Source organism: Tellurirhabdus rosea (assembly GCF_026278345.1).
GTDB classification, from domain to species: Bacteria; Bacteroidota; Bacteroidia; order Cytophagales; family Spirosomataceae; genus Tellurirhabdus; species Tellurirhabdus rosea.
Genome location: NZ_CP111085.1, coordinates 3730242 through 3756122 on the forward strand (window position 1 = coordinate 3730242; position 25881 = coordinate 3756122).

19 protein-coding genes are annotated in these 25881 nt (G+C 57.1%); 5 read left to right on the forward strand and 14 right to left on the reverse strand.

The features are described from left to right. The first annotated feature begins 21 nt into the window (after positions 1–21). Positions 22–1410 (forward strand): vanadium-dependent haloperoxidase, encoded by a 1389-nt coding sequence (locus ORG26_RS15795; RefSeq protein WP_266363416.1) that lies wholly within the window; start codon positions 22–24, stop codon positions 1408–1410. Between the two features lie 92 nt (positions 1411–1502). Here ORG26_RS15795 and ORG26_RS15800 read toward each other — a convergent pair whose 3' ends face one another. Beyond that, positions 1503–3395 carry an amidophosphoribosyltransferase gene (locus ORG26_RS15800; RefSeq protein ID WP_266363418.1) on the reverse strand — a complete coding sequence of 631 codons (1893 nt, stop codon included), beginning with the start codon at positions 3393–3395 and terminating at the stop codon, positions 1503–1505. A gap of 142 nt (positions 3396–3537) precedes the next feature. Then, on the reverse strand, positions 3538–5001 hold the full coding sequence (locus tag ORG26_RS15805; RefSeq protein WP_266363420.1) for an NADH-quinone oxidoreductase subunit N: 1464 nt from the start codon (positions 4999–5001) through the stop codon (positions 3538–3540). A gap of 125 nt (positions 5002–5126) precedes the next feature. On the opposite strand from ORG26_RS15805, the gene ORG26_RS15810 reads away from it, so the two are divergent. Further along, positions 5127–5774, forward strand: coding sequence for a hypothetical protein (locus ORG26_RS15810; protein WP_266363422.1), 648 nt, complete (start codon positions 5127–5129; stop codon positions 5772–5774). A gap of 47 nt (positions 5775–5821) precedes the next feature. Here ORG26_RS15810 and ORG26_RS15815 read toward each other — a convergent pair whose 3' ends face one another. The 10 genes from ORG26_RS15815 to ORG26_RS15860 all read right to left on the reverse strand — a co-directional run bounded on the left by ORG26_RS15815 (position 5822) and on the right by ORG26_RS15860 (position 18442). After that, entirely contained in the window at positions 5822–6637 is an 816-nt protein-coding gene (locus ORG26_RS15815; protein WP_266363424.1) for a TerC family protein, read from the reverse strand. 130 nt (positions 6638–6767) lie between these two features. Beyond that, positions 6768–8267: an MBOAT family O-acyltransferase gene (locus ORG26_RS15820; protein ID WP_266363425.1), complete on the reverse strand. Its 1500-nt coding sequence runs from the start codon at positions 8265–8267 to the stop codon at positions 6768–6770. A gap of 122 nt (positions 8268–8389) precedes the next feature. Further along, positions 8390–9382 (reverse strand): glycosyltransferase family 2 protein, encoded by a 993-nt coding sequence (locus ORG26_RS15825; protein WP_266363427.1) that lies wholly within the window; start codon positions 9380–9382, stop codon positions 8390–8392. An 82-nt stretch (positions 9383–9464) separates the two neighbouring features. Beyond that, positions 9465–11222, reverse strand: coding sequence for a hypothetical protein (locus ORG26_RS15830; RefSeq protein WP_266363429.1), 1758 nt, complete (start codon positions 11220–11222; stop codon positions 9465–9467). Positions 11223–11323: 101 nt separating this feature from the next. Continuing rightward, on the reverse strand, positions 11324–12319 hold the full coding sequence (locus ORG26_RS15835) for a glycosyltransferase family 2 protein (protein WP_266363431.1): 996 nt from the start codon (positions 12317–12319) through the stop codon (positions 11324–11326). Between the two features lie 132 nt (positions 12320–12451). After that, positions 12452–14131 carry a hypothetical protein gene (locus ORG26_RS15840; protein ID WP_266363433.1) on the reverse strand — a complete coding sequence of 560 codons (1680 nt, stop codon included), beginning with the start codon at positions 14129–14131 and terminating at the stop codon, positions 12452–12454. Beyond that, positions 14128–15585 carry a DUF6056 family protein gene (locus ORG26_RS15845; protein ID WP_266363435.1) on the reverse strand — a complete coding sequence of 486 codons (1458 nt, stop codon included), beginning with the start codon at positions 15583–15585 and terminating at the stop codon, positions 14128–14130. The genes ORG26_RS15840 and ORG26_RS15845 overlap by 4 nt, the downstream gene beginning before the upstream one ends. A gap of 73 nt (positions 15586–15658) precedes the next feature. Continuing rightward, entirely contained in the window at positions 15659–16576 is a 918-nt protein-coding gene (locus ORG26_RS15850; protein WP_266363437.1) for a DMT family transporter, read from the reverse strand. Positions 16577–16579: 3 nt separating this feature from the next. Continuing rightward, on the reverse strand, positions 16580–17656 hold the full coding sequence (locus ORG26_RS15855) for an LptF/LptG family permease (protein ID WP_266363439.1): 1077 nt from the start codon (positions 17654–17656) through the stop codon (positions 16580–16582). 120 nt (positions 17657–17776) lie between these two features. Further along, positions 17777–18442, reverse strand: coding sequence for a metal-dependent transcriptional regulator (locus ORG26_RS15860; RefSeq protein WP_266363441.1), 666 nt, complete (start codon positions 18440–18442; stop codon positions 17777–17779). A gap of 173 nt (positions 18443–18615) precedes the next feature. Here ORG26_RS15860 and ORG26_RS15865 point away from each other — a divergent pair, with 173 nt between their 5' ends. The 3 genes from ORG26_RS15865 (at position 18616) to ORG26_RS15875 (ending at position 23323) form a co-directional block, all read left to right on the forward strand. Then, complete coding sequence (locus ORG26_RS15865; RefSeq protein WP_266363443.1) at positions 18616–19965, forward strand: Nramp family divalent metal transporter; 1350 nt, start codon at positions 18616–18618, stop codon at positions 19963–19965. 219 nt (positions 19966–20184) lie between these two features. Beyond that, positions 20185–22128, forward strand: a complete 1944-nt coding sequence (locus tag ORG26_RS15870) for a KUP/HAK/KT family potassium transporter (RefSeq protein WP_266363445.1) — start codon at positions 20185–20187, stop codon at positions 22126–22128. A gap of 133 nt (positions 22129–22261) precedes the next feature. After that, positions 22262–23323 (forward strand): NAD-dependent epimerase/dehydratase family protein, encoded by a 1062-nt coding sequence (locus tag ORG26_RS15875; protein ID WP_266363447.1) that lies wholly within the window; start codon positions 22262–22264, stop codon positions 23321–23323. Positions 23324–23384: 61 nt separating this feature from the next. Here the strand turns inward: ORG26_RS15875 and ORG26_RS15880 are convergent, their stop codons facing one another. Then, positions 23385–24089 carry a TVP38/TMEM64 family protein gene (locus tag ORG26_RS15880; RefSeq protein ID WP_266363451.1) on the reverse strand — a complete coding sequence of 235 codons (705 nt, stop codon included), beginning with the start codon at positions 24087–24089 and terminating at the stop codon, positions 23385–23387. Between the two features lie 99 nt (positions 24090–24188). Next, a complete protein-coding gene (locus tag ORG26_RS15885) occupies positions 24189–25748 on the reverse strand; it encodes an Rne/Rng family ribonuclease (RefSeq protein WP_266363453.1) in 1560 nt (519 codons plus the stop codon). Positions 25749–25881: the final 133 nt, after the last annotated feature.

The following is a 25881-nucleotide window of genomic DNA, read 5'->3' on the forward strand; positions in this document are numbered from 1 at the left end:
TGTTAATTTTTCTCTGTCTTCATGAACAAGTGTTTATTTACCGAAAAAGGAGGGTGGCTGCGCCATGTCCGATTACTCAATTTTGCTATCCTGTGCCTGCTGTTGACCCTGGCAGGCTGTAAACACAATGCCGACCCGGACGTAACGCCGGAGGGCCGTTCTGCCGCCGATTTTAACGCCGACGTGGCCCTGCAATGGTCACAGATGCACCTGGACCTCATCCGGAGCACCGCAGGCTTCACGCCGCCCGTCGCCGCCCGGTCGCTGGGATACGGCGGGCTGACGCTTTACGAGGCCGTGGTGCCGGGTGTCAACGGCAATCGGTCACTGGCCGGACAGTTGAATGGTCTGGCCACCCTGCCGAAGCCCGAATCCGGAACCTACCACTGGCCAGCATCGGCGAATGCCGCCCAGGCGCAGATCCTGCGCGGCCTGTTTGCCAATACGTCGGAGGCGAACAAAAAGCGCATTGATTCGCTCGAAACAACTTTGCAGAGCCAGTACCGCCGGGAAGCGGGCGAGGACGTTGCCAACCGGTCGGCCGCGTTTGGAAAAGCGGTTGCCGAAGCCATCTTCGCGTGGTCGAAGACGGACCGCGGGCACGAAGGGTATCTGCGGAATTTTCCGGCGGACTACGCGGTGCCGGTTCGGCCGGGAAACTGGCAGCCGACCGAGAATGGCCGTCCGCCCATGCAGCCGTTCTGGGGAAGTAACCGGACGTTTCTGGCCGTCAACGCGGCCATGCCGATTCCGGAACCCATTCCTTATTCGGCCGATGTCCGGTCGCAGTATTTTGCCCAGTACCTCGAAGTATACACCAAAAACCGGGCGCTGACGCAGGAAGAAAAGGAAATTGCCGTCTGGTGGGCCGACGACCCGAGCGAAACGTTTACTCCTCCCGGGCATTCTTACAATCTGGCCCGCATTGCCATCCAGAGCCGGAAGGCGAATCTGGCCGAGGCGGCCGAGGCGCTGGCCCGAACGGGGATTGCCGTGGCCGACGCGTTCATTCTTTGCTGGCGGTGCAAATACACCCATTTCAACGAACGGCCCTACACCTTCGTCCGCCGGGCGATCGACCCCGCCTGGGTTCCGTTCTGGCCCGCCCCGCCGTTTCCGGGCTTTGTTTCCGGGCACGCAACCCAATCCGCCGCGGCGGTGACGGTACTCGAGAGTGTGTTCGGAGAAAACTTTTCGTTCATCGACAACTCGCACGTCAGCCGTACACGCGACGCGGTCCGCAAGGTCGATTTCAAGGCCCGTTCCTTCGGTTCGCTCTGGGAAGCCGCCGAAGAATCTGCCTATTCCCGTTTTCTGGGCGGTATTCATACCCGGCAGGACAACGATACCGGACTCCGGGAAGGCCGGAAAATCGGGAGAAACATCAACGCCCTTTCGTGGAGGAATTAAAAATTAAGAGTTAAGAATTAAGAGTTAAAAAAAAGCTCCGCTGAAACAGGTTACCCGATCAAGCGGAGCTTATTCTTAACTCTTAACTCTTTTTAGTAGGCTCTGACAATTTTGCCTTCCATGAAGTTGACGAAGGCTTTGTTGACGACCTTGTTGCCGCCTGCCGTGGGGTAATTGCCCGTAAAGTACCAGTCGCCGGAATGGTTCGGGCAGGCCCGGTGCAGGTTCTCGACGGTCTGGAAGAGGACGGCCACTTCCGCGTTGATGCCTTTCGGGGTCACGATATCAGCGACTTTCTGCGAAAGTTCTTCGTGGGTAAACGGTGTATAAAGAGCCTTTACGTAGTTTTCGGCCGACGCGTTGCCCGATTCAATGGCGGCTACGCACTGGGCGTAGACCTCATCGGCCCGGTTGTCGAGGCCCCGGTCGCGGAGCAGTTGCATGGCGGCGCGGAAAGCCACAAACTCCTTCATCTTCGACATGTCGATGCCGTAGCAGTCCGGGAAACGGATTTGCGGGGCCGAGGAGACGATGATGATTTTCTTCGGACCCAGCCGGTCGAGCATTTTCAGGATGCTCTTTTCCAGCGTAGTCCCGCGGACAATCGAGTCGTCGATGACCACCACATTATCCACGCCCTTTTTAATCACTTCAAACGTGGTGTCGTACACGTGCGAAACCATGTCATCCCGGTGCGCATCGTCCGTGATGAACGTCCGGAGCTTCACATCTTTCGAAACCAGTTTTTCGATGCGGGGGCGGAAAGCCAGCAGTTTGTCGAGTTCTTCGTTGCTCAGGCCGCCTTCGATGATGGCCCGTTTACGTTTCTGGAACAGGTATTCTTCCAGTCCTTCCACCATGCCGAAGAAAGCCGTTTCGGCCGTATTCGGGATGTAGGAGAAGACCGTATTTTCGAGGTCGTAATCAACTTCCTTCAGAATCTGCGGAATCAGCAGTTTCCCGAGCATTTTCCGCTCGTTGTAAATATCCGGATCGGTTGCGCGGGAGAAATAGATGCGCTCGAAGCTGCACGAACGCTTTTCGGTCGGCTGAATGAACTGGTATTCGTCGTATTCGCCGTACTTGTCGATGATCAGCGCATGGCCGGGCGTCACTTCCCGAATCTGGCTGTAATCGACGTTGAAGGCGGTTTTGATCGCCGGTTTTTCGGAAGCTACTACCACGACTTCGTCGTCGGCGTAGTAGTACGCCGGACGGATGCCGGACGGGTCGCGGGCCACAAAGGCCGCTCCGAAGCCGGTCATGCCGACCATCGCGTAGCCGCCGTCGAAATCGCGGCAGGAGCGGTGGAGGACACGCTGCAGGTCCAGGTTGTCTTCAATGATGTCCGACAGGTCCGGATTTTCGTAGATGCCTTTGAAACGGTCGAACACGCGCTGGTTTTCCTCGTCCAGGAAGTGGCCGATTTTCTCCATCACCGTCACCGTATCGACTTTTTCTTTCGGGTGCTGACCCAGCGAAACGAGCTTGTTGAAAAGCTCTTCTACGTTGGTCATGTTGAAGTTGCCCGCCATCACCAGGTTGCGGCTCCGCCAGTTGCTCTGGCGGAGCATGGGGTGGCAGTTTTCAATTTCGTTGGCGCCGTGGGTACCGTAGCGAAGGTGTCCAAGCCAGACTTCCCCTGTAAACGCCACGTTTTCCTGCAGCCACTGCCCGTCGAGCGCCCTGTCTTTGTGGTGCTTGACGGCCTTCCGGAATTTCTTGTTGATTTTGCCGAAAATATCCGCCACCGGCTGTTGCTCAACGGAGCGGTAGCGGCTGATATAGCGGTGTCCCGGCGGTACATCAATCTTGATATTGGCGACCCCGGCCCCGTCCTGACCCCGGTTCACCTGCTTCTCCATCAGCAGGTAAAGTTTGTTGACGGCGTAGAGGGGGGTACCGTATTTATCGATGTAATACTGAAACGGTTTGCGGAGCCGGATGAGTGCAATGCCACACTCGTGCTTAATCGCGTCGCTCATGTATGTCAGGGATGATGCTTGATAAAATGGTAACCGACGGACGGGTTATTTCGTTCGGACCGGCTTGTACAAAGGTAGGAAGGTCGGGCAAAAAACGGGTGTTTTAAGTAAGTTTTAATGCGTCTGCCTACGGGCGCCGCGTTCAAAATCCCGCGATCCAGGTCATTAGCCAATCCGGCCGAAAGAAAAATAACAGAATCGGAAAAGTCAGCGCCAGCGCCAGCCAGCCAGCACCGCGGGGCTGGGCAGCAGCCTCGGTTTCGGGCCCGGTCGCTGTCCGGAAGTACAGCAGGTACGGAAATTTGAGGTAGTAAAACAGCGAGAGAATGGCGTTCAGCAGACCAATGGCAAAAAGCGCCACCTGCCACGGATTACCCGATTGCTGCGCCGTTTCCCAGAGGGCCGAAAACGCTAGCAGTTTGGCCGTGAAGCCCACCGTGGGCGGCAGACCCGTCAGGGCCACCATCACCACCGTCAGCGCCAGCGCCAGCTGTGGATGCCGGAAGCCCAGCCCCTCCAGCGACCGCAGCGTCAGCTGGCCGCCCTGGGCATCGGCCAGGAGGTCAATCAGCAGAAACGCCGCCATGTTGATGAACAGATAAGTCGCTACATAGAAGGTGGCGGCGTCGAACCCCGCTTCGCTAAAAGCCGAAATGCCGACCAGCAGAAACCCGGCATGGGCAATGGTCGAGTAGGCCAGCAGACGACGGGCGTCCGTCTGCCAGAGGGCCGACAGGTTTCCCAGCGTAATACTCGCCAGCGCAATGACCGCCAGCGGCGTTTGAAAGTTGGCCGGAAGCGAGGTCAGCACACGCATCAGGATGAGCAGGGCCGCCGCTTTAGGAGCTACTGAAAAGAAGGAAACCACGGGCGTCGGCGTCGCTTCGTACACATCAGGCGTCCAGACGTGAAAGGGAACCAGCGATAGTTTGAAAAAGAGGCCGACCAGCAGCAGCAGACTCGCCAGATAAACCACGTACGGACTGTTCTTGGCCAGTTCGACCTCCACGAGCGAGCTCGTCAGGTCGAGCGTACCGGTCAGCCCGTAGAGCAGCGAGATGCCGTAAAGCATGATCGCCGAGCTGACCGCCCCGAAAAGCAGGTATTTGATGCCGCCCTCCGACGCGCGGCGAGTGCCCGAAAGGGCCGTCAGCAGATAGGAACTGATGGAAACGATCTCGATGCTGAGGTAAATCATCAGCAGATTGACCGACATCGTCATCAGGTACAGTCCCAGCAGCAGCGCCAGCAGGATGGGAAGCCAGTCGAGCGGGAGCCGCGGCCGCGTCAGGGAGGCGTGCAGCACGGCCACCCCCGCCGCCACCGTGACCACGAGTTTGAAGAAAATGGCCTGTTCGTCCCGGAAAAGCAGACTGCCGAACAAAAAGCCGCTATCCTGCCCGAACTGCCCGATTACCAGCGTCCCCGCCACCACAACCAGCAGCAGACTGAGACCCAGCATAACGGCCCGGTGCCGGGCGGGAGATTGACGGAGCAGAAGCAGATCGGTGATGACCAGACCGGCGATACCAAAAACCAGAAACAGCTCCGGCCCGAAGCGGCTCAGGCTGCGCAGAATTTCCTGAAGTTGGTCGGCGAGTTGCAAAATAAAGGGTCAGAATCAGTTTTTATGGCGGCAAAGGTACGAAAAAACCGTTCGGCTTCCGGGGCAAATGGTTATCTTTGAAAAGACCCTGGTAATCAACTTTACCCCAATCCTGAATTTTTCCGATGAAATTGACAAAATGGCTCACCGCTTTCGGCTTTCTGTCGCTTTGGCCCCTAACCTCCCTGGGCCAGGCGGCTTTTCTTAAAGACATCAACGGACAGATCATCTTTGCCAACAAGTACACAGACGTGCAGGGCTCGCCCTACCTGAACGACGCATGGACGGTCGGGTCCGTTACGTCGCTGAACGATAAGGTGTATTCGGGCCTGAAAGTCCGCTTTGACGCCTATGCCGGGGAACTCGAATACGAAGACAAGGGTAAGCCGTACCGTCTGACCGCCAGCCAGATCAAGGGCTTCTCCATGCTCAATGGGGTAGACACGCTGCGATTCGTCTCGGTCGCCGCCGGGCCGGGCAATCCGTTCTACCAGCTGCTGTACGACGGCCCGATCAAGCTTCTGAAACAGACAAAAGTGAATGTAATGGAGTTGCAGGTCTACAACTCGGCTACCAAAACGAAGGAGTTCAGCAAGGCGGAGCAGTATTTTGCCATGAAGTCCGACGGTTCGCTGCACAAGCTTCAGCGATCGCGCAAAGCACTGGCCGCCCTTTTCCCCGAAAAGAAAGACCTGATCGAGAAAGCATCCAGAGAAAACAACCTCAGCGAAGAACCGGGGCTGATCAATGCCTTCGCCGTGATCAATCAATAGAAAAAGGGCAGAGCGCTTCAGAATCGGCGCTCTGCCCCCGGATTTTTTTAGATAACCCCTTCCCGCTTCGCCTGCTCCTCATACCCCCGCAGCTGAACGGGGGCCTCCCGCTTGCGCAACTGCATGTTGAGGAATTCGACCAGAAGCGAGAACGCAATAGCGAAGTACAGATAGCCTTTCGGAACGGTGCCGACATGGGCGTTCAGCACGACCAGTTCCGACAGGTGAGCCCCTTCGGCGATCAGCATGAAACCGATCATAATCAGGAAGGCCAGCCCCAGCATCTGAATCGTCGGGTGTTCGTTCACGAAACGACCTACCGGCCCGGCGAAGAACATCATGATCAGCACCGAAAGCACCACGGCGATGATCATCACCGTCACGTTCTGTGTCAGACCGACGGCCGTCAGGATGGAGTCGATGGAGAAGACAATGTTGATGATCGCAATCTGAACCACAACACTGCTGATGGTGGCTTTGCCTTTCGGGGCGTTGCCGGCGGTCTGTTCGCCTTCGCCGCCTTCCAGTTTGTGGTGAATCTCCGAGGTGGCTTTGTACAGCAGGAACAGCCCGCCGACGAAAAGAATCACGCTCTGGCCGGTTGGCGCGGCCTGCAGCCAGCCCGTCGAAATATGCGTGAACGGCTGACTCAGCGAAATCAGCACCGAAATTCCAAACAGCAGCGCTACCCGAAAGATCATCGCCAGGACGAGGCCAATGTTCCGCGCTTTGGGCTGGTCGCCGGCCGCGAGCTTGTTGGCGGCGATGGAGATGAAGATAATGTTGTCAATACCCAGTACAATCTCAAGAAAGGTCAGCGTCAAAAGGCTGATAATCGATTCGGCTGAGAAAAGTGATTCCATGCGGATGTTTTAGGTAAGAAAGTTATGGGGCCGAAAATAAGGGCTTAGGGAACGCTAAACAAGGCTTTTACAGGAATGAACCACTGCCTGGAGGAAAGGTTACCGGGCGGGTTCAGCGTTTGGACCCCCGTTAGAACTGAAAATAGATGAACTGGTTCGAGGTGAAGACGCCAAAGAAATAGCAAAGCAGGCAAAGAAGCGGGAATACAGTCCAGAACACGAGGCTGTTTCGGGTCGGAATGGTCAGGTAAAACTTCTCTTTCCAGAACAGCAACGCCACCAGCCCCACCGAAAAAAGGAGCTCCGCCGTGTTCAGCGGCGATTGCAGCGGCCCCTCGAAGGGCGCCGTCACTATTTTCTGAATGATGTAAAACGCGTTTTCGACCGGCGCTTTGTGATTCCGGAAAAACACCCAGGTCAGCATGACCAGCACGAAGGTCAGCACGAGCTGGAGCAGCTGGTACGCTTTGTTGTCTTCCGGAAAGGTAAGGCCCCAGCGGGCAAACGCCCGGTCACGCCAGCCCGCCAGGAGCTGGTAGGCACCGTGCAGCCCGCCCCAGATGATGTAGTTCCAGCTGGCACCGTGCCACAGACCGCTCACCAGAAACACGATGAAGACGTTCAGGTAGCGCCGCCCCGGACTCACGCGGTTGCCACCCAGCGGAATGTACAGGTAATCCCGGAACCAGGTCGAGAGCGAAATGTGCCAGCGCCGCCAGAACTCCGTGATCGACCGGGAAAAATAGGGCGTCCGGAAGTTTTCCATCAGTGTAAAGCCCATCGTGCGGGCGGCTCCGATGGCGATATCCGAATAGCCCGAGAAGTCGCCGTAAATCTGGATGGTGAAGGCGAGGGCCGCCACCAGCAGCGTCAGGCCGTTCTGTTCGGTCGGGTTGTCGAAGCCGTAATTGGCGACCAGGGCCATGCGGTCGGCGATGACCACTTTTTTGAAAAAGCCGAAAGCCATCTGCATCAGCCCGGCCTTGACGTTCTCCCAGTCGTAGTGAAAATGGGTGTGAAACTGGTGCAGCACGTTCTGCGGCCGCTCGATGGGCCCGGCCACCAGCTGCGGGTAAAACATGACGTACAGCGCGTAAATACCAAAATGCCGCTCCGCTTTCTGATGGCCCCGGTACACTTCGATGGTGTAGCTCATGGCCTGAAACGTGTGAAACGACAGCCCAATCGGCAGAATCGTATCCACAATGCTGAACGAGGCCGCCGATTCCTGCCCGAACAGCAGCAGCACTTTATTCAGCACGCGCAGGGCAAACCGATCGACGGACTGCGCTGCTCCATCCAGTCCGCCAAAATCCAGCAGCCCGACAAAAATATCCGTGAAAAAGCCGAAATACTTGAAAAACGCCAGGATGCCGATGTTGGAAATCAGGCTGACGATGAGCAGCCACTTCCGTCGCGGGCCCACCGGCGTCCGTTCCAGCCACAACCCGGCATAGTAGTCGATGACAATGGTGGCAAACAGAATGACGATGTAGGCGGGCTTGAAAACGGCGTAGAAATAACAGCTCGCCAGCAGCAGCAACACCCAGCGACCCCGCCACGACAGGCTGTAATAAGCCAGCGTGACGACGACAAAGAAGATCAGAAATTGGAGGGAATTGAAAAGCATGATTGTGGTGGGCGGTAGAGACGCAACAGCTTACGTCTCCACGGCGGCCCCATGTTACGCGTACGGATGCAAAAAACTGCGTCTCAGAAAAGGCCCGGACGGAGCCGCAGGATCTTGCGTCTCTACGAAGACGCCTTTACTTTTTCGTCCGAAAAAACCGGAAGGTCGTCCCCCAGCCGTTCCTGCTCCCGGATCACTTCCCGAACGACGAACAGGGGACGGCCTTTGGTCTGGAAGAAAATGCGGAGCACATATTCGCCGATCAGGCCCAGCGCGATCAACTGCACCCCGCTGAACAGAATGATGAGGAAAACCGTCGCCGTGAAGCCCTCCGGCACGTCGCCGAAGACGTATTTTTTGATAAGTGTCTGGATAAAATAAAGCAGCGCCGCCCCAATGGAAAACATGCCCAGCCGGCTCACAAATTTGATGGGGTATTCGCTGAAGTTGAAAATGCCGTTGTAGGCGAGCCGCCGCAGCATTTTGAACGAGTACTTCGACTCACCGGCGGCCCGGGCGTCGCGTTCGTATTCCACCCCGATCTGCTTGAAGCCGATCCAGCTCCGCATGCCCCGGATAAACCGGCTTTCTTCCGGCATCTTATTCAGTACGTTGGCAACCCGGCGGCTGATGAGCGAGAAGTCGCCGCTGTCGAGCGGGATGTCCACGTAGGAAATCGATTTCATGAACCGGTAGAACAGAAAATAGGCCGTCCGCTTCAGAAGGCCTTCTTTTCGTTTCTTCCGGACCGCATACACGACATCGTAGCCTTCTTTCAGTTTCGCGTAGAATTTCGGCAGCAGCTCGGGAGGGTCCTGCAGGTCGCCGTCGATGATGAACAGACCTTCGGTTCCCCGCGCGGCGGCCATGCCGGCGGTCAGCGCAATCTGGTGACCGTAGTTACGGGCCAGAAAAACACAATGGTAGCGCCCATCGGCCAGGGCTACCTGCTGCATAAGCTCCGCGGTATTGTCCCGGCTTCCGTCGTCCACCAGAACGACTTCAATGGACAACGGCGAGGCATCCATCAGGGCATTCAGCCGGGGAACGAGATGAGGAAACGATTCGCGTTCGTTATAAAGCGGGGCTACGATGGAAATCTGTGGATCAGACAAGGTCAGTCAAAAGTTGGTCCTTCAAATCGTAAAATTACATCTTTTCGCCGACGCCGCCGACATTTTGTTAGGCAACGACCTGCTATGGCAATAAGCGGACATCTGTTGGTGTTTTTTCCAGTTTCCAGCGGCTGTATTCCACGCGCCGCCGGTCGCCTTCCACGATCAGCGTTCCCACCCGGTACGTTCCCGGTTGCAGCGACTGCAGCAGAATGGGCGTCGATTCGTAGCCTTTGGCAAAATACCGGAAATGGGTAACCGCCAGCCGGATGCCGTACCGGTTCTGAAGCGTCGGGAACAGATACGTGAGAGAATCGCCGTGCAGGACGGTATAGGCCCCGTCGTCGATGCCGGGTCCGCGGGCAAAGCGCTCGTCCCGGACCGACAGGTATTTGCCACCGGGCAGAATCTTCGCGTACAGGTCTTGCCGAACCGTCGTGTCGCGGCCGGCCAGCTCGCGCAGGTCGGTGTAAATTCCTTCCGGGAAGCGGTACGTTCCGGCCTCCAGCGCGTCGAGCACAAAAGCGTCCACCTGCTGGCGGAACGACAGGTAGATCGGCGAGGAGGGGAGCGTCCGGGTGTATTGCCACGAATACGCGTCGATCAGCAGCGCCCGGCGGAAATTGACCAGCCCTTCAAAATACTGGAAGTATCCCGAAGCGAAAAACAGCAGACCCAGGCCCGTAAAAGCGCCCACCACCCGGTTTCGCCAGCGGTTCGGCACGGCCGCCAGCGCAAGGCCGTAGGTCACCAGCACCACCAGACAGGCAATCAGCTTGTAGCGGCTCACGAAGATGGGGCCGATGCCGTCGCCCGCCCGGGCCGTGGCGTAGGCCAGCATCGTCAGCAGCAGCAGCAGCAGAGCGCCGGTCAGAAAACCGACCGGTTCGGGAAACCGCCGAAAGGTCGCCGACGGGCGTTGCAGCCAGACCGGCCAGCGCAGTACCGGGTAGCGGCTCAGCAGTCCCAGCAGCCACCAGGCCGCCCCGACCACCAGCGGAACGCCGGCGACGGTGGTGACCAGAATCCGCTGGTTCAGGGCAAACTTCGGTCCGGGGTCGGCCGGAATGCCCGCAAAGGCAAAAAATTCGTGGATAACCACGCCGGGCAGCTTCAGCAGATTGTCGCTCAGCTTGGGACGGTAGGCCGGAATTTCCAGTTTGTAATAATACATGAAAATAACGGGCAGCATCGCCACAATCCAGACCACCAGATGCCGGTAGCGCTGCTGGTAAAGCAGAATGGCCATGCCGATCACCCAGGCAAAGGAGCCGTTGCTGTCGGAGCAGATGGCGATCATTTCGGTGAAAATGGCGGCGGTAAAGGCCCAGCGCTGCGGCTTAGAAAGCAGATAGAACGTCCAGAGCGCGAAGAAATAAACCGCAAAATGCTGCGTCGGCAGCATGCTCCAGAGCACGGTTTCGTAATAGCGGGGCTGAAACAGAATCAGCGAAACGGGCAGCACGGCCCACCAGCCATAACCCATTTTGCGGATGCTGCGGCCAAACAGGAGCCAGAGCCCCGGCAGCGACAGACAGCCGAACGCAATCAGGAGGCGGTGGTCGAAAATGCCGTTGACCCGGTAGACCACATACGCCATTAGCCGGTCAAAAATAATCCGCCGTTCGTCGTCCTGCACGTAGAGGATGTACAGACTTTTCCAGAACCCCGGCCCCTTCGACAGTTCGGCGACGGGCCCCGTCAGGGCGTCAAAATCATCCTGATACGGGATATTGACGACGTATTTTGCAAAAAGGACCGCCAGCAGCACCAGGGGAGCCAGCAGCAGCGGCCAGACGAGTATTCGGGAGAGAAGGGATTCGTTACGGGGCAGAGACATCGATGCGATTACGGGTTAACAGGTTGTTTCGCAACGGCAAGCGGAAACCAGCAGCGGGGGAAGCTCCGCCCGTTCCGGCTCACCTTCGCGATAAGGCACTTTCAGGCGTCCGTGGCCAGCGCCTTGGCTTCCGGCTGGTTCTGCATGGAGGCGGTCGGCGTGAAGTTGATCCGTTCGTCGATGATGAACTCCGGACGTTTCTTGATTTCGTCGAAAACGCTGCTGAGGTATTCGCCCAGAACGCCGATGGTCAGCATCTGGATTCCGCCAAAAAACATCACGATGATGACGATGGATGCCCAGCCGTGGACCAGCTGGTTCGGCAGGAAAATGATGTTGTAGATTACCCAGAGCAGCAGCAGCAGGGCGATGCCGACGCTGATAACGCCGAGCGAAGAAGCGACCCGCAGCGGTTTGTGGCTGAAATAAAGCAGGCTCGTCCGGGCAAATTTCAGCATTTTGCTCAGCGGGTATTTGGTGTCCCCGGCAAAGCGCTCGGCCCGCTGGTAGTAGATCGGCTCCTGTTTGAAGCCCACCCAGCTGATGAGGCCGCGGATGTATTTGTTGCGTTCGGGCAGCTGATTGAACGCATCGATCACCTTGCGGTCGATGAGCCGGAAATCCCCGGTATCGACCGGCAGCGGTACTTCCGACAGGTAGTTGATGGTCCGATAAAAAGCCTTGGCCGTAAATTTCTTGAAAAACGTTTCCCCTTCCCGAACGGCGCGGACGGCGTACACGACATTGCAGCTTTTCTCCTGCTGGAGTTTGACCATGTCCGGAATCAACTCGGGGGGGTCCTGCAGGTCGGCGTCAATAATCACCGCCACGTCGCCCCGGCAGCTGGAAATCCCGGCCGAAACGGCGGGCTGGTGGCCGAAGTTACGGGAGAACGACAGCACCCGGACGTGCGAATCCTGCCGGGCGAGATCTTTCAGGATCACCAGCGTGGCGTCCCGGCTGCCGTCGTTTATAAAAATCAGTTCGTAGTCCGTAAAATGGGCCTGCATGACGCGCGTCAGACGGCCATATGTCTCGTGCACAACCTGTTGCTCATTAAAGCAGGGAATGATGACGGAGACGAAAGTTGAGTACATACGCGGCTCGTTGTAAGTGGTACTGCCTGCCAAATATTTTATAAAACTAGCCAATTGTCGTCAGGATGCCAATTCAGGCTCCATTGGTTTCTGCCGACGGGCTTCAGTTTTAGTTTCTTACAATAATAGTGCCTATCGAACGGCAATCTCGCGGGTGGAATACCGGACCGGCTCTTTTCCCGGAACGGCCAGCAGCCCCAGCCGGTAGGTGCCCGGCGGCAGCGCCGACTTGAGAACCTCGGCGGCCAGCCCCGCGGCCGGACGCTTGAGAAAGAAAGGCGCCGGCCGAAACTGCGTGACGACCGGAAACAGATACGTATGGGTAGCCGACCGGACAATCAGGCACGCATTCTGCCCGCCCCGCAGCGGTTCCCCGTACGCCGACGAACTGACCTTAAACGCATCCGCCTCCTCCGACACGTCGAACGTCAGGGCGGGCACCGGCTGCGCCGACCGGGGAAGCTGCGTTTCGAAATCGGTTACCGGATAGGTGTAAATCCCCGCCCGAACGGCATCCTGCATCCAGCCCTGAAGAAAGCGGGCGTAGTCGCTGCCGACCATCGCGCCCAGACCGTTGCCGTTGTATTTCTGGTTAAAGGCGTACGCCTCCAGCCGGAGTTTCCGCTCCGCCATCACCGGCAGATGACGGAAATACATCACGCCCGAAACCAGCACGCCCAGCGCCGTGCCCGCGATCACCCGACTCCAGACCACGCGCCCGGTTTTCGCCTCACCCAGCAGGTGCAGGTACAGCAGGCAGACCAGCAGGGCCGGATAAATCGTGTAGTTGCTCACGAGCATGACGTGGTAGCCAAAACGGGGCCGCAGAAAGGCGATAATCACCGCCGTGACCAGCAGAAAGGTGTAGCCCCCCACGAAAAAGTACTGCCGCCGGGCCGTTTCGGCGGGAACGCCCGCCCAGTTGTTGAGCCACGGACGGATCAGGCGGACCAGCCGGTAGACCATGATGGACACCAGCACCAGCCCCGCCAGCGTCGGCAGAAGGCTCCGGCGAAAAATGGGAGCATCCGGCGTAAAGTCGAAGAGGCCGCCCAGAAAAGTGAAAAAGCCCGTAAGCGTCAGGTACGGATAGCGGAGGAAAAACGCCACGCTGCTTTCGTTGCCCTGCGCCCCTTTAAAGTCGTAAAAATAATACCAGATAGCCCCGATGCCGAAAAGCAGCCAGATGGCCAGCTTGCCGAACTGCCGCCGGGCAAAGAGCACGCTGCCGCCCGCTATCCAGCCAAAAAGGCCGTTGCTCATCGAAAAGGAAGCCAGCAGCTGCAGCCCAATTGCCCCGGCAAAGCGACCCCTGCCCCGGCCCGACAGCAGGTAGACCCCTGCCAGCACCAGACAGAGCGTGACCTCGTGCTGCAACCCCGTGACGGCCCAGTTGCTCGTCAGGTGGTACTGCGGCTGCAACAGCACCAGCGGAACGGGCAGAAAGGCCAGCAGCGGCAGCTTCATCGTCCGGAAAACCCGGTACAGAATCCACAGGATGCCGAGCAGAAACCCGTACGCCGCCAGAATAAGCCACCGGAAATTTACCTCCCCCGTCAGGGCATGCATGGTTACGGTCACCAGCTTGGCGACCAGAATCCGGTGCTCGTTGTTGGGTTTGAAGAGCCACGTCACTTTCTCCGAAAGGGTAGGGGCATTGAGGTACGCCGTAATGAAGCCCAGAAACGATTCCACATCGTCCATCCACGGAATATTGACCGCATAGGCCAGCAGGGTGGCGGTGAAGCCAAGGATGGGCAGGGCAATCAAAACCGGCGAAATCCGCCTGAGCGGCTCTGAAAGATGCATCATGGTTGTTGAGTCGTCTGAAGATGGGCCGTGCCGTCGACGGGCTGGGACGCCTGAAGTCGCACGCCTTTTTTATGGTAATAACTGGCCCAGCAGCGGTTCCAGAGGTGTTCGGGATTGTCGCGGATGTCTTCCGTGACCAGCGAGGCGGGCACCACCGGCAGCGGAGCCAGGGCGACGGTATCGGCGGCGCCGGTGGCCATCAAGGCATAGCGCTGTTTCATGGCCAGATCGTACTGTTTGGCGTAGCCGTAGCGCAGGTCGCCGTACGTCATGCGCAGCATCGGGTTCAGGTAAAGCGTCAGCACCGTCAGCAAACCGGCGGCCAGCACCAGCGGCAGGGAAGGACTCGTCAGGAACGACAGTTCGCCGACCCGCTGGCGGAAAACGCGGACCAGGATGGTCAGGTTATAGAACCAGCCCAGCAGAAACACCATGTTGACCACGTTCATGAGGCGGGTCACCGGCGGAATGCCCACCGCCCAGAAGTGGAGGAACGTCAGCACAAAGACCGTAGCCCCCGCGTGCAGCAGCGCCAGCAGCGGATGAACCGCAAACGCGCCCCGCAACGGACTGCGGCTCTCCGTCAGCCGGTACGCCACCGGCAGAAAAAGCAGCGAGAGGGGCAGAATGGGCGTCCGCAGCACCAGATTCGGAAAATACCGAAGGCTGTACTTAACGGTTTCGATAAACGAAAAAACCACGTTCTGGCTCTGCGAATTGCCCGCCAGCCGGACCGCGTTGCCCGGCGCTTTGATCATAAAATAGCAGCAGGCGGCCGAAAGCCCGAGCAGAATGAGGTAGGAGGCCGGGATGCGGCGACGGTAAATGAGGAAACAGAGGCCCAGCATCCCCAGCAGCGAAAGCACCATCAGCATGCTGGTTTCGCTGGAGCCGATGATGGCCGCCACCAGCAGAAACTCCGCCACCAGATAGCCCGAAAAGTCGAAGCGCCGCCGGTCGTGGGCCACAAAGGTTCCGATCAGCAGCAGGATGAGGGCGCAGGAAAGTCCGTAAGTGGCCATGCCGCTGTTCCAGTAGAAAAATTCGGCGACCGTCACCAGGTTCGTCAGGAAAAGTCCCATCGCGCCCGACGCCAGCACCGCCTGAACGGCAGTCGTGGTAAAGGAACGGGTCAGTTGCCGGATCAGGTAAAAAAACGAGACCCAGAGCAGCAGCAGTACCAAAAGAGGCTGGATATGATAGCCTTCGCGCCAGTTCCAGACCAGCGGGTTGGCGTGCACAATCATGTTTTGAAAATACCGTCCGGACCAGCCTTCGTAGTAAAATTTCTGGGCCTGCCAGTACCCAAACTTGATGGCCGTGTCCGCAAAACAGTAATCGTCGGCCGGCGAAGGGTGGTTGTAGAACGCCAGCATAACGAGCGGCAATGCCGCGACCAGCAGGCAGCCCAGAAGTAAACCCGCGGTGAGCAGGCGGGGAAATGTGCTTTGCATGTGTTTCTTGATGAATAACGAATAAGGAAGAATGAAGGGAAGGCGTTCGGATAACAAGGGCGCTATTCCCTATTCATTGCTCATTATTCATTTCCAGTTTCTCACGACTCAATCGTCTGGCCGTCCGGTTCAGCATCGGGTAGGCAAGAACGGCGGCCAGAATGACCAGCGTACCCAGATAAAAACCGGTGGTCATTCGCTCGCTTTCGCCGAAGACCAGATAAGCCAGGACAATGCCGTAAACGGGCTCCAGATTGACGGTCAGATTAACGGCGAACGGGGTAAATTTCCGCATCAGCTGCACCGAGGCCGAGTAGGCATACACCGTGCAGACAATCGCCAGAATCCCAATCCAGAGCCAGTCATTCCCGGCCGGAATCAGGGTTGCCGCCTCTCCGGACAGCCCCAAATATAGACCCAAAAATACCAGTGAGCCCAGAAACGCCCCTGTCATTTCATAAAAGGTTATCGTTAGGGCCGAATAACGCCGGGTAAACTGGCTGTTGATGATGGTGAACAGGGACGACAGCATGGCCGAAAACACCGCTACCGACAGGCCCAGCGCCCGGTCGAACTCGAAGCGGAAGATCACGTACAGCCCCGCCATCACCACCAGCCCCAGCGCCACTTCCACCGGTTTGACCCGGCGACGAAAAGCCAGTGGCTCCAGCAGACTCGTCCACAGCGAGCCGGTCGCCAGGCCCGCCAGACAAACCGACGCGTTGGCGAGCCGGGCCGCTCCGAAAAAGGTGGCCCAGTGCAGGGCCACCAGACCGCCCGTCAGCAGCAGCCGGGTCCGGTCGGCCGGCGTTACGGGCCGCATGGCTCCCTGAAAGCGCAGCACCAGCCACAGACCAATGGCCGCCAGCAGGGTCCGGTAGACCACCAGAGTCAGCGCCGGGAGGGTGACCAGCAGCCCCAGAATGGCCGTAAAGCCCCAGATAAAGACAATAAAATGGAGGTGAACGAAGTCTTTGAAGGTTGGTTTCATACGCTAGCGCGGAATGGTATGATACAACACCACCCCAATTCCCGCAAAAATGACATTGGGCAGCCAGACCGCTATCAGCGGATTCAGGTTCCCGGATTCGGCAATGCCCTTGGCCATCATAAAAAACAGCAGGTACACAAACGCCAGCAGAAAGCCCAGCGCCACCTGCCAGCCCACGCCCCGGCGGCTTTTCCGCGCGGACATGATGACGCCGATGGCCGTCAGGATGATGATGGCGAACGGGCGGGTCTGCCGGGAGTACTTCTCCAGCACGTAGGTTTCCACCCCGTCGGCACCCCGGCTTTTCAGCAGGTCGATGTAATTGTCCAGTTCCGGAAAGGTAAACGTTTCGAAAAGGCTGTAGTCGCTGTCGAAGTCCGAAGGGTACATGTTCAGCAGCGTATCCACCTTCTGCCCCTGGCTCAGCGACTCCTGAAGCCCGTTGAAGGAACGGACCGAGTAGTCGTAGATGGTCCACTTTTTCTTGTCCTTGTTCCACTCGATGCGGTCGCCGGACAGCTTTTGCTGCAACTGGTTGCCCTTGACCTGTTCCAGCGTAAACTTATAGCCGGTGTTGATCTGGTTGTTGTAGCTTTCGAGATAGGCGTAAACATCCGGGGCCACTTTCAGGTGAACGTTCCGGCCCGTGTAGGTGTAGGCGTCTTTCAGGTATTGCAGTTCGAAGGCAATCCGGGTTTTGTTGGCCTTTGGAATCACCCAGCCGACCAGAAAATACGTCGCTACGCCCAGCAGCGTGGCTCCGATAAAATACGGGACCAGCAGCCGCATAAAACTCACGCCGCTGCTCAGAATGGCGATGATTTCGGACTTGGCCGCCAATCGCGAGGTCATGAAGACCGTGGCAATGAAGACCATGAGCGGACTGATGTAGTTGGCCCAGTACGGAATGAAATTGAGGTAATAATCAAACAGAATCTTGCTGGTCGGGGCCTGGTGCTTGTAAAAATCGTCCACCTTCTCCGTGTAGTCGATTACGCAGACAATCAGGACAATAACCAGGACGACAAACAGGTAGGTCTGGAGAAAACGGACGAGGATATAGCGGTCTAATAATTTCATAAAGCTGGAAGTCACAAATCGGAAGTCACAAGTCTCGTAGTCGTAAGCGGTCCGCCGCTGCGGTTGTAAGTGGCTCTGCCTGATTTCGATTGAAGCGGAGCGACTTACGACTTTGTTGACTTACGACTGATTCTCACTGACTAACAAATTTCGGGCAACTTCATTACTGATAAACAACGACTTTTCGGGACTCATTTGTACGGCTACGGACTTGTCGAAGCCGTTTATTTCCTGAATGCGAAGACGGCAGCCGAGGGTAAGGCCGGTTTTGTCCAGGTGCTGCAGGAATTCGGACGAGTGTTCGAGCACGCCCATGACCTGTACTTCGCCGCCGACCGGCACGTCGGAGAGTTTGCGGTACTGGACCTGCGGCATCTGCCCCGCCGGGCTTGGAATGGGGTCGCCGTGGGGGTCGAACTGGGGGTAACCCAGAAAGGAATCCAGCCGCTCGACCAGTTCCTCCGAACGGATGTGTTCCAGTTCCTCGGCCATCTCGTGAACCTCGTCCCAGCCAAAGCCAAGTTTTTCAACCAGAAACACTTCCCAGAGCCGATGCCGCCGAATGACGCGCAGCGCCTGCCGCTCGCCTTCCTCCGTGAGCCGGACGCCCTGGTATTTTTTATAATGTATGAGCTGTTTTTCAGAAAGTTTCCGCAGCATATCCGAAACCGACGCCGCTTTGGTGGCCGTCATTTCGGCCAGCGAGTTGGTGGTTACCTCCGCCTGGTGCCGGGCCGAGAGGTAATAGATGGTCTTCAGATAATTTTCTTCGGTGAATGAATGCATGGTAGCAAATTTACCTTTTTATAATTTAGGTAAAAATTTTTAGAGCAGTCTAAAATTAATTTTAGAAACATTTATTAGTTTTGGGTAGTTGCTCTAAAGAATGTGTTATGGAGTGCGAAATAAAAAATAAGACGAACGAAAAAAGGCCGCTTCCTGAGGGAGCACCAGACGTTATGGAACATTCGTTACTGGCGCAGTGGAAACGACAGATTATCATACCTACCAATAAAGAAGAAGCGAACGTGTCGCTTCCGGAAGTACACGCCAGCATCACGGTATCGGAAACCGGCTCATTCTGGAAGCGGCTGTCCGCTTTTCTGGGTCCAGGACTGATGGTCGCCGTGGGGTATATGGACCCCGGCAACTGGGCGACGGACATTGCCGGCGGTTCGCGCTACGGCTATGCGCTGCTGTCGGTGGTGCTGATTTCCAGCCTCTTTGCCATTGTCCTGCAGCATCTGGCCCTGAAACTGGGCATTGCCACGGGCCGCGATCTGGCCCAGGCCTGCCGGGAGGAATACAGCCGTCCGGTTGCGCTGGCGCTCTGGGCGCTGGCGGAGGTGGCCATTGCCGCCTGCGACCTGGCCGAAGTGATCGGGGCGGCGCTGGCGCTGAACCTGTTGTTTGGCATCCCGCTGTCGGTGGGCGTGTGCATCACGGCGGCCGACGTGCTGCTGCTGCTGTTTCTGCAGCAGAAAGGCTTTCAGTGGCTCGAACGGCTGGTGGCGGGCCTGATCTTCGTTATTCTCGGCTGTTTTGCCTACGAACTGCTGCTCGCCCGTCCGGACTGGCTGGCCGTAGCGGGCGGACTGATTCCCCGCAAGGAGATCATCACCAATCCCGGTATGCTTTACGTGGCCGTCGGCATTCTGGGGGCGACGGTGATGCCGCACAACCTGTACCTGCATTCGAGCATTGTGCAGACCCGTAATTTTTCCCGGACGGAAGCGGGCCGCCGGAACGCCATCAAGTTTGCCACGATTGATTCGACCGGCTCGCTTTTTCTGGCCTTTTTCATCAACGGCGCGATTCTGGTGCTGGCCGCGGCGGCGTTTCACTTTTCGGGCAACCGGCACGTGGCGGACATCACAGATGCCCACCGACTGCTCAATCCGCTGCTGGGCGCTACGGCCGCGAGCGCGCTGTTTGCGGTGGCGCTGCTGGCATCGGGCCAGAACTCCACGCTGACGGGCACGCTGGCCGGGCAGATCGTGATGGAAGGTTTTCTGAATCTGCGCCTGAAGCCCTGGCTGCGCCGGCTGATTACCCGCCTGATCGCCATTGTGCCGGCGCTGGTGGTATCCATTCTGTACGGCGAACGGGGCACGGCCGATCTGCTGGTTTTTAGCCAGGTGGTGCTGTCGGTGCAACTCAGCTTCGCCGTGGTGCCGCTCGTGCAGTTTACCAGCAACAAACTGAAGATGGGACCATTCGTCAACCCCGGTTGGCTGAAGCTGGCAAGCTGGCTTATTGCCATCGTGATCATCGGCCTGAATGCTTTTCTGCTGGTGGAGGCGGTATGAGGAATGGCTCCAATGGTTAGATGGCTGGATGGCTGCAAGGGTTAGCTCCGCCGGAAAGGCTGGAGCCATCTAACCTTCCAGCCATTCAGGCCCTGTCTCCTCTTGCCGGGTCGTTCAATTATTCCGCATTCATAATTCATAATTCACAACTCATAACTATTAACTGTTTATCTTTGCCGCACTTTACGAAGCCGTGCCTGCTCACTAGGCACATTCTTTATGGAAGATAAACGGCTGATGGACAAAGCCACCCCCGCAGGTTTGCTGGTGGCTCTTGGTATCATCTATGGCGACATTGGAACCTCGCCGCTTTACGTGCTCCGGGCTGTGGTTGGCTCGGACATTCCCATTCAAATGGACATCGTCAGGGGGGCGCTCTCCTGCATTTTCTGGACCGTCACGTTCCAAACCACCATCAAATATGTCATCCTGATTCTGCGCGCCGACAACCGGGGTGAGGGGGGCATCTTTGCGCTTTACGCCCTGGTACGGCGTCATGCCCGCTGGCTGACGATACCGGCGATAATTGGGGGGAGTTCGCTACTGGCCGACAGTATCATAACGCCCCCCATCTCGGTCTCGTCGGCGGTCGAAGGGCTCAGGATTATTTATCCGGACATTCCGACCGTGCCTATCGTCATCGGTATTCTGGCCTTTCTGTTCCTGATCCAGACGTTTGGTACCAGCGTCGTCGGTACGGCTTTTGGACCGATCATGCTGATCTGGTTCACCATGCTCGGAACGCTGGGTCTGCTGCATGTACTGGACGATCCCTCTATTCTTCAGGCGATCAACCCGTATTACGCTTTCCACTTCCTCCGCGATTTTCCGGGGGCCTTCTGGCTGCTGGGGTCGATCTTCCTTTCGACCACGGGGGCCGAGGCGTTGTACTCGGACATGGGGCACTGCGGCCGGGGCAACATTCGGGTAAGCTGGGTGTACGTGAAAACCTGCCTTCTGCTCAATTATTTCGGGCAGGGCGCCTTTGTCGAAGGACTGGCCGGACAGACGCTCGGCGACCGCAATCCGTTCTACGGGTTAATGCCGGAATGGTTCCTTTTCGCGGGTATTCTGATTGCTACGGCGGCGACGGTAATTGCCAGCCAGGCCATGATCACCGGCGCGTTTACGCTCATCAGTGAGGCCATCCGGCTCAATTTCTGGCCGAAAGTCCGGCTGGTGTATCCCAGCAACAAGAAAGGGCAGTTGTATGTCCCGAGTATCAACTGGATGCTGTTTATGGGTTGTGTGGGCGTCGTGCTGTACTTCCGGGAGTCTTCGCGAATGGAACACGCCTACGGGCTGGCCATTACGCTCACGATGATGATGAGTACGATTCTGTTCAGTTACTACATGTACACGCACAAGTTCAACGCGTGGGGGGTACTGTTGTTCCTCGTCCTCTATCTCTTCATCGAAAGCAGCTTCCTGGTAGCCAACCTCGCGAAGTTTGTAGACGGAGGCTGGGTGTCGGTGCTGATTGCGGGCATTATGGCCGGGGTAATGATTATCTGGCTGAGCGCCAGCAAGATCAAGCTTCGGCTGACGGAGTACGTCAAGATCGACCAGTACATTCAGCCCTTCAAGGAACTGAGCCGCGACATCAGCATTCCGAAGTACGCCACGCACCTCGTATTTATGAGCAACGCGGCCCGGGCTTCCGAAATTGAATCCAAGATTATTTACTCCATTTTCCAGAAACGACCCAAACGGGCCGACATCTACTGGTTCGTCCACGTCGATACCACGGACGATCCGTACACGATGGAGTATAAAGTCAATACGATTGCGACGGACGACGTGTACAAGGTCACTTTCCGGCTCGGTTTCCGGGTCGAACAGCGCATTAACCTGTTCTTCCGGAAGGTGATCGAAGACATGGTGAAAAACAAGGAGGTGGATATCACGAGCCGGTACGCGTCGCTGCACCGCCAGAACGTGATTGGGGATTTCCGGTTCGTTGTGCTGGAGAAGTTCCTTTCCTACGAAAACGATCTGCCCTTCAACGAACGGATTGTGATGGATTTGTACTTCTTCATCAAAGGCTACACCACCCCGGAAGACCGCTGGTTTGGCCTCGACAGCAGTTCGGTGAAGATCGAAAAAGTCCCGCTGGTGATCCGGCCGGTGGAAAACGTCAAGCTGAAGCGCATCAACAGTTAAACGGAAGAAGTCACGCGGCAGAGTGGCAGGGAAACAAAGAGTTTGATCATACGATAAGCTTTGTTTCTTTGTCACTCTGCCGCTTTGTTTCTTTGCACCTTAGTCTGATTGCCACATTGCAACTTCTACATTCATGAAACTCCTCATCACCGGCGGGGCCGGTTTTGTAGGCTCGTCGCTGGCACTTTCGCTCAAGGCAGCCTATCCACAGTACGAAATTTACGTCCTCGACAACCTCAAGCGCAAAGGCTCCGAACTCAACGTGTCGCGGCTCACCCGGGCCGGCATCCAGTTTGTGCACGGGGACATCCGGAGCAAGGAGGATTTCGACGCTATTCCGCCCGTGGATACCATCATCGAAGCGTCCGCCGAGCCCTCTGTACTGGCCGGACTGGATGGAACCCCGGACTACCTGATCAACACCAACCTCTTCGGGACGGTCAACTGCCTGAACTTCGCCCTCAAATCAAAGGCGAACGTCATCTTCCTCTCGACGAGCCGGGTGTATCCCATCAAGACCATTGAAACGCTGAATTTTGAGGAAAGCGACACGCGTTTCGTGCTGAGCGACAACCAGCCGGTGCCGGGCGTTTCGTCCAGTGGCATTGCCGAAAACTTCCCGCTCGACGGCGCCCGGTCGCTGTACGGCACGACCAAACTCGCTTCCGAACTGATTATTCAGGAATACAACGAATTTTACGGCCTCAAAACGGTCATCAACCGCTGCGGCGTCATCACGGGTCCGTGGCAGATGGGCAAGGTGGACCAGGGCGTGATGGTGCTCTGGATTGCCAAGCACTTCTTTGAGCAGCAGCTGGCGTACATCGGGTACGGCGGTACGGGCAAGCAGACCCGCGACATGCTGCACATCGCCGACCTCTACCGGCTCATCGACTGGGAACTCCACAACATCGACGCGGTGAACGGCGAAATCCTCAACGCGGGCGGCGGCACCCAGAGCAGCGCCTCCCTGCAGGAACTGACCCAGATCTGTCAGGAAGTGACGGGCAAAACCATTCCCATCAAGCAGGTCACCGAAAACCGGGCCGCCGACATCCGCCTGTACATCACCGACAACTCGAAAGTGACAGGACTGACGGGCTGGAAACCGGAACTGGGCATTCGGGAAATTGTGACCGACATCCACGCCTGGCTGCAGGAAAACCGGGAGGCGCTCGAACCGATTCTGAAATAATCCCGTACGAGCGGGCTTCGGCCCGTCTCAGGCTCTAACCGGCGGACCGACGGAAACGTCTTCAGGCCGCCGGTTCTTTTTTCTTTCGCGTCAGCAGATACCCCACAAAAATCGCCGCGCTGACGCTCGAAATCCACCAGAACCCTTCTTTCAGCTGGCTGGTGTTGTCGCCAAAAAAGCCGATCGCCACCGCCATCGGGGCCGCGCCCGCCAGCGTTGCGCCGATAAAGCGGCCAAAGGGCATTTCGGTCACGCCGCTCACCAGACTGACCGCGTCGCCCGAAACGACCGGCGAAATCCGGGCCAGGACAACGGCCCAGAAACCATACTGCTTTACCCACTCCTCGGCTTTCCGCAGGTTCTTTTGTCCGATGAGGCTCTCCACCGCCACGTCGCCAATGTACTTTCCTGCCCCGTAGGCCACCGCCGCAGCCGCCATCGTGGAGGTGAGCGAAAGCAGCGTGCCCCAGAACGGCCCGTAGGCCAGCACCGAAACCACCATCAGAATCCACGAAGGAATCACCAGCATAAAAATCTGCACGATCATGGCCGCAATCAGCAGGAGGGGCCCCCGCCAGCCAAACCGGTTGACCCAGGCCGAAATCCGGGCTTCGTCGTCGCTGGTCAGAATGGTATAGGCTTCTTTGAGAAAGTCGCGAAAATCCGGAGACAGTGCGTAGGCCAGCGTGATGGAAGAAAGAAGCAGGCCGGAAATGACTAAGGGCAGATGACGGATAAACCAGGGCGAGGAAGGGGTGTCAGGCATAAGCGGCTATTTGCAATTAAACCCAAATGGGTTCGGAAAGTTACAAAACAACAAAAGGCTGCCCTTGCGGACAACCTTTTGTTGACATGGATTCCGGAATCAGACCGTCGTAATCTCGATTTCCTCGCCGTTCTTGTGGTAGAACTTGAACTCGTTGATGCCGAGCGAACTGTCCTGCACCAGCGTAACCCACGCTTTGTATTTAAAATACCACTGCATCCGTCGGGAAGGGAATCCCTTGGTGTAGTAGGCGTACAGAAACGGGTGCACCATAATCTGCACACCGCGTTCATTTTGCTTGGTCAGCAGGTACTCCAGATTGCTTTCCAGCACATCCGTAATGAGGATGCTGGCCTGGATGGTTCCGCTGCCGCCGCAGGTCGGGCAGGTTTCCCGGGTCGCCACGTTCATTTCCGGACGTACCCGCTGCCGCGTGATCTGCATCAGACCGAATTTGGTCAGGGGCAGAATCGTGAACTTCGAGCGATCGGACTTCATTTCGTCCCGCATCACGTCGAAGATCAGCTTTTTGTTTTCGGGCTTTTTCATGTCGATGAAATCCACGACGATGATGCCGCCCATATCGCGCAGCCGGAGCTGGCGGGCAATTTCTTTGGCCGCTTCCTTGTTGACGCTCAGGGCGGTGGCCTCCTGGTCTTCCTCGGAATTGGACTTGTTGCCACTGTTGACGTCGATGACGTGCAGGGCTTCGGTATGTTCGACGATCAGGTAGCCGCCTCCCGGCAGAGAGACCGAACGGCCGAACAGCGATTTGATTTGTTTTTCGAGCCCGAGTGCTTCAAAAACCTTCATTTTCCCCTGGTGGAGCTTGAGGATTTTTTCTTTCTCGGGGGCAATTTCGTGGATATAGTTCTTGATTTCATCGTACATCTCGCGCGTGTCGACAACGATGCTGTCGAACGACTCGTTGAGCATATCGCGCAAAATGGACGAAGCCCGGTTCATCTCCCCGATAATACGGTCGCGGGGTTTTGCCTCCCGCAGCACCTTCATACCGGCTTCCCATTTGTCCAGCGAGTTGGTCAGGTCACGGTCGAGTTCCTCGACGCTTTTGCCCTGGGCCACCGTCCGGACGATGACGCCAAAATTCTGCGGCTTGATGGACGACATCAGGCGCAGCAGGCGGGTCCGTTCGGCTTTGTCGGTAATTTTCTTCGAAATATTGACCGAACTGGCAAACGGCACCAGGACCAGAAACCGCCCTGCAATCGAAATATCGCAGGAAAGGCGCGGGCCTTTGGTGGAGATGGGTTCTTTCACTACCTGCACCAGAATCGGTGCATTCTTACTCAATACCTTGTCAATCTTGCCGTGTTTTTCAATTTCCGGTTCCAGTTTGAAACCGTTCAGCCGACCGGTATTGGCCCGTTTGGCGATGACGTCTTTCGTGAATTTGTTGAGTGAATTGATGTTCGGCCCCAAATCCAGGTAATGCAGGAAGGCGTCTTTTTCGTAGCCGATGTCTACAAACGCCGCATTGAGGCCCGTCACTAATTTCTTAACAGTTCCTAAGTAGATATCGCCAACGGTGAAGCTGCTGTCAGACTCTTCAACGTGATACTCCAGCAGTCTTTTGTCCTGCAAAAGTGCTATCCGATCACCTTTCTGAGTCGAACTAATGACTAATTCGTTACTCACAAGATGAATGTGCGGTTAAAATGCCGGAAAATAAACAAAAGCCGGGCAATCGGAACGCTGCCGGGCAGGTTTGCCACCTGTCGCACAAGCGCATGGTTTCCGATTGGCCGGCATCAAGTCGGTAACGCTGGGG